Raw genomic sequence first — 14,841 nt, forward strand, 5'->3', positions numbered from 1 at the left:
GCTCAGGCGCGTCAGAGGACCGGCCCGCCGTTCCAGGACCGCCGATACGGGACCGCAGATACGGGACCGCGCCAGGAGACCGCCGTCATGGGGTCGCGGTTACGGGGCCGCGGTAGCCGGGCGGCGGGTCGTCGGCCGCGTAGGCGTTCGGCTCGCCGCCCGTGAGGAACGTGCGCAGCACCGCGAGGTAGGCGTCGGTGCGGCCGGGAGGGGCGCCGTCGCCGACGTAGGCGAGGCCGGCGTTCGGGAGCGCGCGGCGGTAGGCGATGGCGTCCGACCAGGGCTCGGCGTCACAGGCGCCCTTGACGATCAGCACGGGCACGGTGATCCGCACCAGGTCGTTCCTGAGCGAGGCGGGCGTGACGCGCCCGGCCAGGGCGACGTACCCCCCGTAGCCGGGGCCGGGCGGGGAGGCGGGACACGCAGGTGCGGCCTGGCGGCGGAGGAGAAGCGCGAGGTGGGCGTCCAGTTCGCGGTCGCCGGCGAAGGTACGGGCGGTGGCCGGATCCACCCGCAGCAGCGCCGAGACCGCCAGCGTGCGGGGGTGCGGCAGCGCGGCGGGCCCCAGGGGGACGGCCGAGGTGGCGAGACGGGACGAGGCGCGTGCGGGGGCGAGGCCGGTCGGCGAGTACAGGACCGCTCTGGCCACCCGGCCGGGATGCGCCGCCAGGTACGCGGCGGCGAGCTGGGCCCCGTGGTCGCGGGCGACGAGGTTGAGGCGCTCGGCGCGTACGGTCCGGCGGATCGCCTCCAGGTCGGCCACGTCCCGCGCCAGGCCGTACCCCTGGGGGTCGGCCAACCGGGCCGAGCGCCCGGCGCCGAGCTGGTCGTACACGAACACCCGGAAGCCCGCGGACGCGAGCCGCCCGTAGAACGCCGAGTCCCCCTCCAGGTCCCCCACGCCCGGGCCGCCGTGCAGGAAGACCACCGGCTCGGGCCGGGTGACCCGCTCGGGCACGATCCGCACGTACGCCAGCCGCGACCCCGTGGGCAGCCGCCACTCGCGCTGCCCCGCCACCGCGGCCGGGGCGGGCGGCACGGGGAGAGGGCTCAGCGTGACGGCGGAGACCTGCCACACCACCGCCGCCTCCACCCCGAGCACCACCGCCGCCCGCGACCAGCGCCCCCACGCCACCTGCGGCCTGGGCACGCACAGCAGCAGCCCAAGGAAGAGCACCGACGCGAACACCGCCAGCCCCACCACGGCGAACACCTCGGGACCGGCGCCCACCAGCGCCACCCCCGCCAGCGCGGCCAGCCCCGCGACCGGCGACAGCGCCACCACCAGCCCGCCCGCCACCACCCGCCCGGCCAGCCGCCGAACCCTACGCCCGATCCCACGCCCGATCCCACGCCCGGCCCTGCGCTCGGCCCCGCGCGCAGTCCCGTGCTCAACCCTGGGTCCGGTCCCGCGCTCGCCCCCGCCCTCGACCCTGGGACCGGCCGCCTGCCCGGGCGGGCGCTCGGCGGGGGTGCGGGCGGAAGGTTCCGCGGAGGACGATGTCCCGCCGGACGAGGCCGTCCGGGCGCGCGACGCCCCGGCGGTCGGGGGCGCAGCGGCGGGCGCCCGGTCCGATGGGGCCCGGTCCGAAGGGGCCCGGGCGGGTGAGGGGCGGCGGCCGGAGGGAGGCTTGGCGTTGGAAGCCACGAAAGGGACGTTAGTGCACACTTCCCTCCCAAGTCAGGGAAGTGACCGACCCAGGCGCAACCGGATGCGATCGCCCCGCCGTACGGACTCGCGCACGGTCCACACGCGCTCGTCGATGACCGTGCCCCTGGCCGTCATGTAGCCGCCCATCCTGAGCACCGGCCGTCCCGTGTCGTCGCGCAGCAGTTGCGCCCGCGACTCGGAGTCGTCGCCGAACAGCACGAGGAAGTCGTGCGCGCCGGCGGGGGCGTCGAGGATCAGGCCGGGATACAGGTGCGAGTGGGGGACCTCGATGACATGCTCGCTCACGCGTCAACGTCTACCCAGATTTCACGCTTCAAGCTTAAGCCGGGGCCGGGATAGCGCTTTCCGCCGACATGAGGTGAAATATCAGCAACCTTTCTACAGGCTGGAGTACCACTGTGCCACTGTTCGACCTGCCGCTCGATCAACTCCGCGAGTACCGCCCCGACCGTGACGAGCCCTCCGACTTCGACGCGTTCTGGTCCGCCACCCTGGCCGAGGCCGGGGAGTTCGACCTCGCGGCCGAGTACGTCCCCTACGACCTGCCGCTGGCGGGCGTGGACGTGTTCGACGTGTCGTTCGCCGGGTGGGGCGGGCACCGGATCAACGGCTGGTTCCTGCTGCCGCGCGGCGTCGACGGGCCGGTCCCGTGCGTGGTGCACTACATCGGCTACAGCGGCGGGCGCGGGTTCCCCAAGGACCACCTGCTGTGGCCCGCCGCGGGGTACGCGGTGTTCGTGATGGAGACGCGCGGCCACGGCGGCGCGAACGTCGGCAGCCCCGGCACCACCGGCGACCCGCACGGCAGCTCGGGACCGCAGGCGCCGGGCATGATGACCAGGGGCATCCTCGACCCCGCCGACTACTACTACCGGCGCGTGTTCACCGACGCCGTCCGCGCGGTGGACGCGGCGGCGGCGCATCCGGCCGTGGACGCGGAGCGCGTCGTGGTCGCGGGCGGCAGCCAGGGCGGCGCCATCGCCCAGGCCGCGGCGGCGCTGCACCCGGGCGTGCGGGCGGCGCTGATCGACGTGCCGTTCCTGTCGCACTTCCGGCGGGCCGTGGAGATCACCGGGCGGGATCCGTACCAGGAGCTGGTCAGGTTCCTGGCCACCCGGCGGGACGCCGCCGAGCAGGTGTTCCGCACGCTGGCCTACTTCGACGGGCTGAACTTCGCGGCCCGCGCCACGGTGCCAGCGCTCTACTCGGTGGCGCTGATGGACGACGTCTGCCCGCCGTCCACGGTGTTCGCCGCCTACAACCACTGGCAGGGCCCGAAGGAGATCACCGTCTGGCCGTGGAACAACCACGAGGGCGGTGGCGGCTACCAGTCGGAGGAGCAGGTGCGTTACCTGCACAAGCTCCTCGGCGAGGGCCAACGCTAGGAAGGGCTGACGGCTGAGGAAGAGCCCAGCCCGCGACAGGGCGAGGGCTGGGAGCGGGCCGCCGCGCCGGAGTGCCCATCGGCTCCGGCGCGGCGGCGTGCGTCAAACGGTCTGCTCGGTGACCAGGAACGACACGCTCCCCTGGTCATCGGCTCCGGCGTCCAGGGACTTGTCGTCCAGCACAGTCGCAGCCACCGGGTCGAGGTAGACCCTCGCCCCCTCGTTCTCGACCACCGCGTCCGCCGGTTCGGGGGCGGTGGCCAGGGTGAGGGTGAGCGAGCTGGCGCCCTCTCCCTGAGACGAGATGCGAATCCCGCTCTGAGTCGGCTCGGGCGCATTCGCGGTCAGGTCGCGAATGGCCTGGGCTGCGTTGGCTGTCAGGGTGAGCACTACGGCTCCTCCTCACGGTCGACGTTCAGGAGTTGGCTGCCCTTCCCTCCGCTTTCGGCCTCAACCCTCCTTGGCGTTTTCTTTACCAAGAATTCCCGGCCGGCCGTCTCCGGCCTCCGCCTGCGGGAACAATGGACCCATGGAGTTCGCGGCGCAGAGGCAGGCCCTGGTGGCGCACCTCAGGACGGCCCAGGACGTCAGCGAGCCCGTGGCCGAGGCCATGCTCGCGGTGCCTCGCCACCTCTTCGTGCCCGGCGTCGAGCCGGAGGCGGCCTACCGCGACGAGCCCATCGTGACCAAGCGCGACGCCGAGGGCCGGCCGATCAGCTCGTCCTCGCAGCCGGCCATCATGGCGACCATGCTCGGCCAGCTCGGCGTGGAGCCGGGGCACCGGGTGCTGGAGATCGGCGCGGGCACCGGCTACAACGCGGCGCTCCTGGCCCACCTGGCGGGGCCCGGCGGGCGCGTGGTGGCCCTGGACATCGACGAGGACACCGTGGAGCAGGCCAGGCGGCATCTGGCCGCGGCCGGGGTGACGGGGGTCGAGGTGCTGTGCCGCGACGGGGCCGGCGGCCATCCCGCCCTGGCCCCGTACGACCGGCTGATCGCCACGGTCGGCGTGTGGGACCTGGCGCCCGCCTGGCTGGCGCAGCTCGGGCCCGGCGGGCGGCTGGTGGCACCGCTCGACCTGCGGGGTGTGCAGGTGTCGGCGGCCATGGAGCGCGACGGCGAGCGGTGGGTGAGCCGGTCGGTGGCGCCGTGCGGGTTCATGCGGATGCGCGGATCGCTGACGGGGACCGAGACGCTCGAGGTGCTGCGCCGGGATCCCGAGCTGCTGCTGATGCTGCCCGAGGCGCGCGAGGTCGGCGACGTGCCCGCGGCGCTGGACGCGGCGCCCACCGAGATCACGGTGCGGCGCGAGGAGGCGGCGCCGCCGTTCACCGTCGCCATGGGGGTGGCGCTGTGGCTGGCGCTGCACGAGCCGCGCTGGTGCGTCGTGAGCGGCGACCTCGGCGGCGGTCCCGGCCTCACCCCCGGCATCGTGCAGCCCGACGGCATCGCGGTGCTCGCCGCGCAGGGCTCGCTGGTCGCGCGCGGCCACGGCGCGGGCGGGGCCAGGCTGGCGGCGGAGCTGGCCGCGCACGTCAGAGCCTGGGACGCGGCCGGCCGCCCCGAGGCGAGCGCCCTGCGCATCGAGGCCTACCCCGGCGACCCGGCCTCCCGCCGGAAGGCGGGCGGCCCGGCCACCGGCGGCACGGCGGGCGGCCAGGGCGGCCGCGACGCGACGCCCGCCGGCGAGCCCGAGCGCGGCGCGGTCACCAGCGGCGCGGTCACCAGCGGCACGGTCGTCATCGGCAAGCGGCACACCACCCTGGTGGTGGGCTTCGGCTAGACGGTCCAGGCTCCGTCGCGGATGAGGTCGCGCCCGGCGAGCTCGTTCGACTCGCGCCAGGCCTGCAGCCGCCGCGGCGTGATGTGGAAGTAGTGGTAGCCGTCCGCCTCCTTGCGCGGGTCGAAGCCCGCCTTCTCCGCGAACGCGTCACCGAGCTCGTCGGAGATCTCGGTCGCGGGCGTGGCCCTGGCCGTGCCCTCGATGAGCACGACGTCGCGCACCAGCCCGATCGCCACCCGCGTCCGGCCGCCGGCCAGCAGGTTGCGGGCGGTGGGGCTGGCGCTGGCCGTGGAGATGACCAGCGCGGCACCGTCCCACAGGAACGACAGCGGCACCATGTACGGCACCCCGTCGGCCCCCGCGGTGGCCACCCAGGCGTCCACGTCGTGCTCCAGGCGGTGCAGGGTGTCCTGCTTGCGCTGCTCGGCGGTGCGCGGGGTGGGCTGGGACATCGGGCCTCGCTTTCGAAGGTCACACGGCTCGTCGCCCTCGTCATTATCGAGGGTGATCAGGGGACGCATGTGACACGCGGTTCCGGACTACCGGTCGTCCGGGCGCGGCGGGCCGCCGCCGGCCGCGCAGGAGCCCGCCTTGGCGCCGGCCACCTTCCACTCCGCCCCGGGGAACGGGCTCATGAAGTGCGTCAGCAGGTCCACCGCGTAGTCCGGCACCTGCCCGCCGGGGTCCAGCAGGGAGAGCATCTGCGGCCCGTCGGCGCCGCGCAGCGTGATGGTGCCGCGCTCGGCGCCGGCGGCGAAGCCGGGTTTGGCGTCCACCGTGACGCAGGCCAGGCTGATCCCGGCCGCCCTGATCTCCTGCTTGGCTCCGATCCGGCGCATCCGCTGGTCGTAGCGGCGCAGGGCGAGGGAGGTGGTGGGGCCGATCCTGACCGATTCGCGGAAGACGTCCTCGCCGATCTCCCTGCTCAGCCTGACGTCGAGCCTGACGTCGGGCCGCAGGTTCACGCCCTTGGCGGCGACCTTCACGGTGCCGTAGTTCCCCTCGAAGCCGGGCGCGACGTAGCCGAGCGCCGGGGGCGCCTTCATGCCGAACGGGACCTTGCCGGGCCGGATCCGCAACCACGACATGCGGGCGATGGACAGGGAGAGCTGCTCGATCGAGCTCTGCCCGAGCCCGAACTGCCCGCCGACGTGGTAGGCGAGGAAGCCGGTCGTGTACGGGACCTCCTTGCTCACCGCCATCTTCTGGGCGGCCACGGGGTCCACCCTGAGCCCGGCGCGCAGGGCGATGCGGCCGGTGGGCACCGGCCGCGAGACCAGGTCGAGCGACTGGTCGGGGTTGAACCGGATCGTGGTGTCGGCGGCCAGGTCCCTGACCGTCACCGACACGTCCCCGAGCCGCCCCGACGGGTCCACCAGGCCGCCCTCCACGCCGAGGTGCCCGTCGAGGGTGCTGGCGCCGCCGGGCGCCTTGTAGGTGACGGCCGGCACGCTCAGCCCGGCGGCCGAGGCGTCGGCGTCCACGCCGAAGACGGCGGGCACGTCGGAGAAGCGCAGCTCGCCGGTGCCCTTGCCGGGGAGCGTGACCTTGGCGGTGAGGTGCTTGACGGCCGCGGAGTTGTTCACGCGGATGCGCGTCCTGGCCCCGTACGTGCCCTGGACGGTCACCGCCGCGGGCACCGGGTCGATCGCGACGTGCCCGCGCAGCCCGCCTGCCTCGGCCCGCACGTCGAGCGCGCCCAGCGTGGCGGCCGGCTCGATCCGGTACGAGGCCTGCACCGCGTTCCCCTGCCCCACCCCGAAGGGCCCCACCGACATGCTGGTGATCTTGGAGGGCAGGCCGGTCAGCGTGGCCCTGGCCTTGATCGGCACGGGCGACAGGACGCTGCTGGCCAGGTACACGCCGAGGCTGCGGCGTTTCGGGCGGAACCCGGAGAACGCGAACGTCTTGCCGGTCAGGTCCACCGTCACCTGGTCGGGCAGGCCCGTCACGTCCAGGTATCCCTGCAGGCCGAAGCAGCCGCGCTGCGGCACGCAGAAGGGGCCGGACACGCAGCCCGGCGTGCCGGCCGCGCACCCGCCGTCCACCAGCGACACGCCGCCGGCGATCGCGGGCGCGGCCCGCATGCGGTCCAGCGCGGCTGCCGTGCCGAGCCAGGCGCGGGCGCGCACGTCCAGGCGCGAGCCGGAGTAGGTGAGCTTGCCGCCGGCCGAGGTGACGGCCAGCCGTCCCGGCACGGGCCCGACCGTGCCGGCGATCCCGAAGCGGGTGTCGCCCTGCCGGACGTCGGCGTCCACGGCGAGGGTCTGCGTGGCCGAGCGGAAGTCGGCGGTGAAGCCCTGCGCGGCAGGGGTGAACTCGACGTGCGAGAGCCGGTTGACCAGCACGCTGGCGTCCAGGTCGCCGGTGGCCTGGTCGTAGTGGGCCGCCAGGTGCGGCCCTGAGGGGGCCTTGGCGCCGTCGTGGTTGGTGAAGGCCAGCGCGGCCGTCCGCACGGGGCCCGACAGGCCGCGGAAGCGGTACGAGGCCGCGTTCCACGAGGCGTCGAACTTCGCGGGCACGCCGGTGACCTCGGCGGCGGCTCTGGCGTACCGGTCGCCGAGCTTGGCTCTGGCCAGCGCGGACACCCGCTCGACCGGCCCGTCGGAGACCCAGCTCAGGGTCCTGGCCCCGGTGTCGGCGACGAGCTCGGCCCGCTTGCGCACGCCCTTGACGGTGGCGCGCAGGTCCTCGCCGGTCGCCCGGGTGACGTGCGCTGTATTGGCATAAATCCGCACCTCCTCGAGCGCGGAGGACGTGGCGACCTTGACCGTCGAGCGCTCGCCCAGCTCCCACGACGCCTTCACGTCGTCGTGCACGCCGAGCACGGTGCCGTCCACGGTGGGGCCCGACCTGAGGTTGGTGTAGGCGGCCCGCAGTTTCTCGATCACGCCGCTGGCCTGGTAGACGGCCTTCCGCGCGGCGGGGTCGAGCGTGACGTCCACGGTGGCGGGCGTGTTGGAGATCTCCATGCGGGCCACGTGGGTGCGGTCGATGCTGGCCGCGCCCACGAACGAGCGGCCGCCGGCGCCGACGGCGAGGTGGACGCGCGGCGCGGCCCCGTAGGTGACGTCGAACCCGGACAGCCCCGTCAGCAGCGCGGAGACCCCCACGGCGGCGCCGTCCTTGATCATGGTGACGTGGCCGCCGCGCGGGGTGGAGACGGCGCCCCCGTCGCGTTGCAGGACGACGGCGAACCTGCCGATGGGCGAGCTGGTCGAGTGCGTGACGCGGTGCGCGGCCAGGTCGTTGACCAGGCGTACCCTGGCGGGCAGCGCGCTGAGCTCGGCCTTGAGCACGGTCTTGGCCGCGGCCCGGTCGAAGTAGCGCAGGCTCGCCTCGCCCGCCCGGCCCGAGCCGGTGGCGACGGAGAGGGTCTGCTTGCCGTTCGCGGTGCCGTATCTCGCGGTGAAGGACGGCGGGAGGCGCCGGAGCGCGACCTCGGTCACCCTCGACAGGCTGCCGTCGCGGTAGGAGAGGTCGAGCACCTGGGCGCGGGCGACGGAGGACGGCCCGGAGAAGCGCACCTCGCCGCCCGACAGCCGCACCTCGGCGCGGGTGGGCATGCGGTCGAGCACGGCCCGGGTGAACCGGCGGCCCGTCACGGCCACCGCCTCCACCTCGGCGGGGGCGGAGGCGCTGACGTTCAGGGTGGGGGTGTCGAGCGCGGCGCTGACGGCGAGCTCGCTCGTGGCCGGCGTCTGGCGCAGGCTCACGGCGCTGCGCCCGGTCAGCCCGGCCACGACGGCGGCGCTCTGCCCCGGCTCCTTGCGCTCGACGACGGCCTTGATCCGCTTGCCCGCCAGGTCGACGGTGAACGTGCCCCGGTCGGCGGCCGACAGCGACGAGCCGCGGCGCAGGCCGTCGAAGCCGACCGAGACCTTGTCGTCGTACTCGGCCCAGACCTGCGCCTTGACGCTCTGCCTGGACAGCCGCTTGACCGCGAACGTGATCCCGGCCGAACCTGCACCGGGGTCGGCGGCGGGTACCAGGTCGGCGGCCAGGTCGGGCCTGGCGTCGCCGGTCACGTCGGCGGCCACCGGCACGCCGACCGGCTGCCGGATCGAGCAGGCGACCGGCACGGCGTCGCTCTCGACGCAGAGCCGGTACGTCAGCCCCGGCACGGCCTTGCCGAGCCCCTCGAACGTCCTGGCGATCGCGGCGAGCGGCTTGCTCAGGTTGAGGGGCTCGGCCTGCGACGTGTCCGGCAGCACGTCCCGCACGTCGGGCGCCTGCCTGCCGAACCCCTGCGCCTGCTGGACGGCGGTGGCCGCGGAGGTGATCTCGTCGCTCAGCTCCGGGCCCGCGGGCGTGGTGACCTCGGGCGCCTCCGGCCCGACCCGCTCGTTCCCCGCGGGCCGGAGGGCCAGCGAGGCGCGCTGCGGCACGGTGACGGTGGCGGCCGGCGGCTCCTGCACCGCGGGCACGGGCCGCACCTGTACGCGCGGATGAACGGGCTGGGCCTGGGCCCCGGCTGCGGACGGCACGCCGGCGAGGACCGTGCCGGCGATGGCCGTCGAAGTGAGCACGCGCATGAGGGCGTGCGGCATGAAACGTTCTCCCCCGGACCTGTCTATTTCATCCCATCAGAAACATAGGTCACGAGACGACCATATTTCCTCACTGGGCGTCAAACAGGATCCGACATGGGGCCCCAATTTTCTGTCAAGGACGGTACGGGCGCAGCCGCGGCCACCACCCCGGCACGTGGGCGCGATAGGCCTCGTAGTCGGCGCCGAACTTCCTGCGCAGGTGCGGCTCCTCGTACCAGTGCACGAAGGAGTAGACCGGGATCGCCAGGACGGCGGCGTAGACCAGCAGCCAGGCATCCCCGAAGAGCATGGCCTGGCCGATGACGGCCGCGAAGATCGCGACGTACATGGGGTTGCGGACGTACCGGTAGAAACCGCCGACCACCAGCCGGTCGGGCGGCGCGACCGGGATCGGCGTGCCGAACCCCTCGACCACGAACCTGACGAAGGCGTTGACCACCACGGCCAGCCCCGCGAGCACCAGGAGCGCGCCGAGCGCCCTGAGCGGGATCATGACCGGATCCGGGAAGGGGGCGCGCGAGCGCCATCCGCCGATCCAGTACGGGACGAGCACGGCGACGACTCCTGGACCGGCGGCGAAGAAGGTGGCGCTGACGGCGGCTGCGGGCGTTCTGCGCATGGCATCGCTCCTAATTCATTGTGTGATGAGTTTAGGAGGCGCAACGCGGCCGTGTCAACGCCTGTTGGCATTTCAGGCGATCCGGATGACGACCTTGCCCCGGACGCCGCCCGCCTCCAGCGCCCGGTGCGCCTTGGCGACGTCGTCCAGGGGGAACACCGTGTCCACGACCGGGCGGACGGCGCCGCTCTCGACGTACCGGGCAAGGTCGGCGAAGAGCCGGTGGGAGGGGTTGCCGCTGAAGGCCCGCACGCGTCGCCCGCCGTGGACGGCGGAGGCGGCGATGTACGCCAGGGACGCGGCGACCCTGGTGGTGTCGAAGGCGATCGCCACCATGCGGCCGGACCGCGTCAGCAGGCGGCGGTAGGCGGGGTGATCGGTGCCGACGGTGTCCATCACCACGTCGAAGGTCCCGAGGTCCGCCGGGGAGGTGGTGGCGTAGTCGTGGGCCTCGTCGGCGCCGAGGTCGCGTACCAGGTCGAGGTTGCGCGCGCCGGCGAGCGCGGTGACGTGGGCGCCGAGGGCCTTGCCCAGCTGCACCGCCACGACGCCCACGCCGCCGCTGCCGCCGCGTACCAGCAGCCGCTCGCCGGGCCGGAGCCGCGCCTTGTCGCGCAGCGCCGTGATCGCCGTCGTGCCCACGGGCAGCGCGGCGGCCTCCACCAGGTCGAGCCCCGCCGGGGCCAGGGACAGGTGGCGGGGCCTGACCGTCAGGTACTCGGCGTTGCTGCCGAACGTGCGGCCCAGCACGCCCCACACGCGGTCGCCGACCCGCGGGCCCGCCGTCCCCTGGCCGAGGGCGGCGACCTCGCCGGTGAAGTCCAGGCCCATGCGCTTGGGCCAGCCGCGCTGCATCAGCCCCGTCACCGGCCGCACCTTGCCGGCCCGGCCGTGCAGCTCGCCGCCGTTGACGCTGGCGGCGTGCACGCGCACCAGCACCTCACCGGGGGCGGGGACCGGCCTGGGCACCGTGCCCACGTACAGGACCTCCGGGGGGCCGTACCGGTCGAACAGGGCCGCGCGCATCTCGTTCGTCTCCATGCGAGTGAAGCTAGCGCGCTAAACGGAGGATGCCGTCCACTTAGGTTAATGTGAGAAACATGCCTGCTCATCCCTCTCAGATGGAGCCCGCCGAGGCGATGCGCGCCGACGCGCGGCACAACCGCGCGCGCATCCTGGACGCCGCCCGCGAGGCGTTCGCCACGCGCGGGCTGGACGTGCCGATGGCCGCCATCGCGCGGCGCGCCGGGGTGGGCGTGGCCACGCTCTACCGGCGCTTCCCCTCCCGGGAGTCGCTGATCACGGAGGTGTTCGGCGACGAGCTGGCGGCGTGCGCGTCGGTCGTGGACGAGGCGCTGGCCGATCCGGACCCGTGGCGGGGGTTCTGCGCGGCGATCGAGAAGGTGTGCGCGATGCAGGTCGCCGACCGGGGGTTCACCGACGCGTTCCTGACGGCGTTCCCCGACGCGATCGACTACGAGCGGACGCGGGCGCGGGCCGAGCGGGGCTTCGCCGAGGTGGTCCGGCGGGCCAAGGCCGCCGGGCGGCTGCGTGCCGACTTCGACCTGGCCGATCTGACACTGCTGCTCAAGGCCAACTGCGGCGCCGCCACCGGCACGGCGCAGACCGCGGCGGCGGCGTCACGTCGGCTGGTGGCGTACCTGCTGCAGTCGTTCCGCGCCGAGCACGCCGAGCCGCTGCCGCCACCGCCGCCCCTCACCCTCGGCCACCTGCACGCCCCGGCCGCCCGCTGACCGCGCGGGCGCGGATCGACGCGGCTCTCGGGGGCGCTCCCCCTTCCGGGCGACGCCGCCATCAGCGCCGCCGGCAGGCCGATCCGCCGCGCTTCCCGGAGCGGCCGGTCTGGTGCAAGGTGGGAGGGAACCTCGCGGTTGCCAGAGCCCAGCCTGAGAGGAATCCACATGCACGCGAACGCCGGTGACCTGCTGATCATCCACGGTCACGTGGTCGGCCAGGGAGACAGGAAGGCCGAGATCGTCGAGGTACGGGGCCCTGACGGCACTCCCCCGTACCTCGTGCGCTACGACGACGGCCACGAGCAGCTCGTCTACCCCGGGCCCGACTCCTTCGTGGAGCCGGCCGAACCGGAGTAGGTTCAGTGCGCCAGCGACCGCAGGGCCGCGGCGGCGTCCCGGCCTGAGCCGGCCGCGATCTCCTTGCCGTCCCGGTCGCGGGCGATGGCGGTGATCCCGTCCACCGGGCCGCGGGCCAGCGTGATCGTGTGCCCCCGGGCCAGCAGCTCGTCCGCGTCGGGCCCGCGCCGGGCGCCGGGCCGGTCCAGCAGGCGCGGGGCCGCGATCAGGGCGGCGACCGAGGTGCGGTGGCGGGTCAGCAGCACGGGCCCCTCGTCGTACGGGCCGGCGGTCTGGCGTACGAGGTCGCCGAGCCTGGCGCGGGCCGTCGAGAGCGAGACCACCGGCAGGCCGCTGAGCAGGCCGTACACCTCCGACAGGGGGATCAGCGCGGCCCACTCGTAGCGCTCGCGGGTGATCAGCGTGGTGGTGCCGCTCCTGGCGGCCCTGACGAGCGAGCCCCACTGGGCGCGCGCCTCCTCCACGCCGACGGGGGCGCCGTAGCGGTCACGCAGTGCTTCGTAGGCGGCCGGATCCGTGTTGATCATGGCAGAATCGTAAGCCGCCTTACAAAACTTCGGCAACCCGTTCCACGGATCCGGCGACACGGGCGGCCTTGATCGCGTCGACCAGCATGCGGGGGCCGGCCGGGCACGCGGGCGAAAAACCGGTCGAAGGGGCCCGGCGCCACCCACTAGGGTGCCCCGGTGCACACCTACCTGGAGACCGAGCGGCTGACCCTGCGCCGCTTCGCCGAGTCCGACGCGGACGACCTGTTCCACCTGCACAACGACCCCGAGGTGATGCGGTACCTCAACGGCGGCAAGCCCACCCCGCGCCAGGAGATCCTGGACAGGACCGTGCCCAGGCTCGTCAACGGCGGCTTCTTCGCCGCCGTTGAGCGGCGGTCGGGCGAGTTCCTCGGCTGGTTCCACCTGCGCCCGGCCGAGGGCGGGCCCGAGGAGGAGCCCGAGCTGGGATACCGGCTGCACAAGGCGGCCTGGGGCCGGGGGTACGCCACCGAGGGCTCCCTCGCGCTGATCGACAAGGCGTTCGCCGAGCTGGGCGCCCGGCGGGTGTTCGCCCAGACGATGGCGGTGAACCTCGGCTCGCGGCGGGTGATGGAGAAGTGCGGGCTGCGGTTCGTGCGCACCTTCCACCCGGACTGGCCGGAGCCCATCGAGGGCTCCGAGCATGGCGAGGTCGAGTACGAGCTGCTGCGCGCCGACTGGGAGGCCGCCCGCCGGCGCTGAGCCGGCTCGCCGGTCGAGCACAGCCTGGTGCACTGGTCGGACCAGTGGCTAGGGTGCGTCGTATGGGATATGACGCGCTGTTCCGCCTGGACGGGCGGCGGGCCGTGGTGATCGGCGCAGGAAGCGGGATCGGCAGGGAGGCCGCACTGGCGCTGGCCGCGCACGGCGCCTCGGTGGTGTGCGCCGACCGCGACCTGCCCGCCGCCCGGGAGACCGCCGCGGGCTGCGGCGGCGACGCCCGGCTGGTCGACGTGCTGGACACGGGGGCGGTGCGCGCGCTGGCCGCGGACGAGCCGGCCGACGTGCTGGTGTTCACCGCGGCCACGAACGTGCGCAAGCGGCTGCTCGACTACTCCGGCGAGGAGTTCGACCGGGTGGTGGGGCTGAACCTGCGGGCCTCCTTCGACGTGGTACGCGCGTTCGGCGCGGGCATGGTCGAGCGGGGCCGCGGCTCGATCATCGGGTTCGCCTCCATCAGGGCCTCGGTCACCGAGCCGGGGCAGGGCGTGTACTCGGCCACGAAGGCCGGGCTGGTGCAGCTCCTGCGCACGGCCGCCGCCGAGTTCGGCCCGCAGGGGGTGCGGGTGAACGCCATCGCGCCCGGCGTGGTGGAGACGCCTCTGACCAAGCAGATCACGGAAAATCCCGGCTGGTACGCCGCCTACGCCGCCAAGAGCGCCCTCGGCCGGTGGGCCACGGCGGACGAGCTGGCCGGGGCGGTGGTCTACCTGGCAGGCGACGCGGCGAGCTTCGTGACCGGCTCCGTGTTGTACGTGGACGGCGGCTGGACCGCCGTGGACGGCCGATTCGATCCGCCGAATTGAGCCGAATACTTCCGTCCGAATAGGGCAGCGGGCACGGGTCCCAGGAAAGGAGGGACCCATGAGAACAGCACGGAAGTTAGCACCCGCGGGCCTCGCGGCCGTGCTGGCACTGACCATGACCCCGACCGCCGCCCAGGCCCAGGCCCAGGCGGCAGCCCAGGACGTCTCCCGGACGGCCGGGCGTACCGTCGCCGACGTCAGCGCGTCGAGCGCGGCGCTGCACGCCTCGCCCCAGGACATCGCGTACCTGAGGGCGGCGCACCGCGGCCACCTCGCCGAGATCGAGGCGGGCAAGGCCGCGTTGCGCAAGTCCCGTGACCGGGACGTCCGCGGCATCGCCTGGCGGCTGATCCGCGACCACCGCAGGCTGGACGCACGCCTGCGCGGGGTCGCCGACCGGCTCGACGTCCGTATCCCGAGTTCCCCCACTGCCGAGCAGCGCCGCGACCTTCGTGCGGTGCTCTCCAGGTCCGGTCACCGCTTCGACCGCGCCTGGCTGCGGCTCCAGGAGGACGCGCACGAGCGTGCGCTCTGGCTGGGGCAGCGGGAGCTGCGGCGCGGGCACTCCCAGTGGGTGGAGGACCTGGCGCGCGACAGCGCCCCGGTGATCCGCCACCATCTCCGCATGGTTCGTGCCGAGATGTAGCCCACGTCCCCTG

General features: G+C 74.2%; 15 protein-coding genes. 7 read left to right on the plus strand and 8 right to left on the minus strand.

The window, feature by feature from the left end:
- Window positions 1-85: 85 nt before the first annotated feature.
- Both ACBJ32_RS08235 and ACBJ32_RS08240 read right to left on the minus strand, forming a co-directional pair.
- Window positions 86-1,300 (minus strand): alpha/beta fold hydrolase, encoded by a 1,215-nt coding sequence (locus ACBJ32_RS08235; RefSeq protein WP_375126206.1) that lies wholly within the window; start codon window positions 1,298-1,300, stop codon window positions 86-88.
- Between the two features lie 381 nt (window positions 1,301-1,681).
- A complete protein-coding gene (locus ACBJ32_RS08240) occupies window positions 1,682-1,957 on the minus strand; it encodes a hypothetical protein (RefSeq protein ID WP_375126207.1) in 276 nt (91 codons plus the stop codon).
- Between the two features lie 113 nt (window positions 1,958-2,070).
- Here ACBJ32_RS08240 and ACBJ32_RS08245 point away from each other — a divergent pair, with 113 nt between their 5' ends.
- The gene (locus tag ACBJ32_RS08245; RefSeq protein WP_375126208.1) at window positions 2,071-3,057 is read left to right on the plus strand and encodes an acetylxylan esterase; all 987 of its coding nucleotides are present in this window, start codon (window positions 2,071-2,073) and stop codon (window positions 3,055-3,057) included.
- Between the two features lie 102 nt (window positions 3,058-3,159).
- On the opposite strand, the gene ACBJ32_RS08250 is transcribed toward ACBJ32_RS08245, so the two are convergent.
- Window positions 3,160-3,447 carry an iron-sulfur cluster biosynthesis family protein gene (locus tag ACBJ32_RS08250; protein ID WP_357882911.1) on the minus strand — a complete coding sequence of 96 codons (288 nt, stop codon included), beginning with the start codon at window positions 3,445-3,447 and terminating at the stop codon, window positions 3,160-3,162.
- Between the two features lie 139 nt (window positions 3,448-3,586).
- On the opposite strand from ACBJ32_RS08250, the gene ACBJ32_RS08255 reads away from it, so the two are divergent.
- Window positions 3,587-4,840, plus strand: a complete 1,254-nt coding sequence (locus ACBJ32_RS08255) for a methyltransferase domain-containing protein (protein WP_375126209.1) — start codon at window positions 3,587-3,589, stop codon at window positions 4,838-4,840.
- On the opposite strand, the gene ACBJ32_RS08260 is transcribed toward ACBJ32_RS08255, so the two are convergent.
- The 4 genes from ACBJ32_RS08260 to ACBJ32_RS08275 all read right to left on the minus strand — a co-directional run bounded on the left by ACBJ32_RS08260 (window position 4,837) and on the right by ACBJ32_RS08275 (window position 11,053).
- The gene (locus tag ACBJ32_RS08260) at window positions 4,837-5,292 is read right to left on the minus strand and encodes a pyridoxamine 5'-phosphate oxidase family protein (RefSeq protein ID WP_375126210.1); all 456 of its coding nucleotides are present in this window, start codon (window positions 5,290-5,292) and stop codon (window positions 4,837-4,839) included. The genes ACBJ32_RS08255 and ACBJ32_RS08260 overlap by 4 nt on opposite strands.
- A gap of 87 nt (window positions 5,293-5,379) precedes the next feature.
- Complete coding sequence (locus tag ACBJ32_RS08265) at window positions 5,380-9,390, minus strand: hypothetical protein (RefSeq protein WP_375126211.1); 4,011 nt, start codon at window positions 9,388-9,390, stop codon at window positions 5,380-5,382.
- 115 nt (window positions 9,391-9,505) lie between these two features.
- On the minus strand, window positions 9,506-10,012 hold the full coding sequence (locus ACBJ32_RS08270) for an isoprenylcysteine carboxylmethyltransferase family protein (RefSeq protein ID WP_357882923.1): 507 nt from the start codon (window positions 10,010-10,012) through the stop codon (window positions 9,506-9,508).
- 72 nt (window positions 10,013-10,084) lie between these two features.
- Window positions 10,085-11,053: an NAD(P)-dependent alcohol dehydrogenase gene (locus tag ACBJ32_RS08275; protein WP_375126212.1), complete on the minus strand. Its 969-nt coding sequence runs from the start codon at window positions 11,051-11,053 to the stop codon at window positions 10,085-10,087.
- 59 nt (window positions 11,054-11,112) lie between these two features.
- Here ACBJ32_RS08275 and ACBJ32_RS08280 point away from each other — a divergent pair, with 59 nt between their 5' ends.
- Together ACBJ32_RS08280 and ACBJ32_RS08285 are read left to right on the plus strand one after the other, a co-directional pair.
- Window positions 11,113-11,766, plus strand: a complete 654-nt coding sequence (locus tag ACBJ32_RS08280; RefSeq protein WP_357882929.1) for a helix-turn-helix domain-containing protein — start codon at window positions 11,113-11,115, stop codon at window positions 11,764-11,766.
- 168 nt (window positions 11,767-11,934) lie between these two features.
- Window positions 11,935-12,126 (plus strand): DUF1918 domain-containing protein, encoded by a 192-nt coding sequence (locus ACBJ32_RS08285; RefSeq protein WP_357882932.1) that lies wholly within the window; start codon window positions 11,935-11,937, stop codon window positions 12,124-12,126.
- Window positions 12,127-12,128: 2 nt separating this feature from the next.
- On the opposite strand, the gene ACBJ32_RS08290 is transcribed toward ACBJ32_RS08285, so the two are convergent.
- Window positions 12,129-12,653 carry a hypothetical protein gene (locus ACBJ32_RS08290; RefSeq protein ID WP_375126213.1) on the minus strand — a complete coding sequence of 175 codons (525 nt, stop codon included), beginning with the start codon at window positions 12,651-12,653 and terminating at the stop codon, window positions 12,129-12,131.
- Between the two features lie 159 nt (window positions 12,654-12,812).
- Between ACBJ32_RS08290 and ACBJ32_RS08295 the strand changes: the two genes are divergently transcribed.
- The 3 genes from ACBJ32_RS08295 (at window position 12,813) to ACBJ32_RS08305 (ending at window position 14,828) form a co-directional block, all read left to right on the plus strand.
- Window positions 12,813-13,358, plus strand: a complete 546-nt coding sequence (locus ACBJ32_RS08295; RefSeq protein WP_375126214.1) for a GNAT family N-acetyltransferase — start codon at window positions 12,813-12,815, stop codon at window positions 13,356-13,358.
- Between the two features lie 62 nt (window positions 13,359-13,420).
- The gene (locus ACBJ32_RS08300; RefSeq protein WP_375126215.1) at window positions 13,421-14,182 is read left to right on the plus strand and encodes an SDR family NAD(P)-dependent oxidoreductase; all 762 of its coding nucleotides are present in this window, start codon (window positions 13,421-13,423) and stop codon (window positions 14,180-14,182) included.
- Window positions 14,183-14,240: 58 nt separating this feature from the next.
- Window positions 14,241-14,828, plus strand: coding sequence for a DUF4142 domain-containing protein (locus tag ACBJ32_RS08305; RefSeq protein WP_375126216.1), 588 nt, complete (start codon window positions 14,241-14,243; stop codon window positions 14,826-14,828).
- Window positions 14,829-14,841 lie beyond the last annotated feature (13 nt).

The organism is Nonomuraea sp. GTA35 (genome assembly GCF_041950525.1).
In the GTDB taxonomy this organism is placed as follows: Bacteria; Actinomycetota; Actinomycetes; order Streptosporangiales; family Streptosporangiaceae; genus Nonomuraea.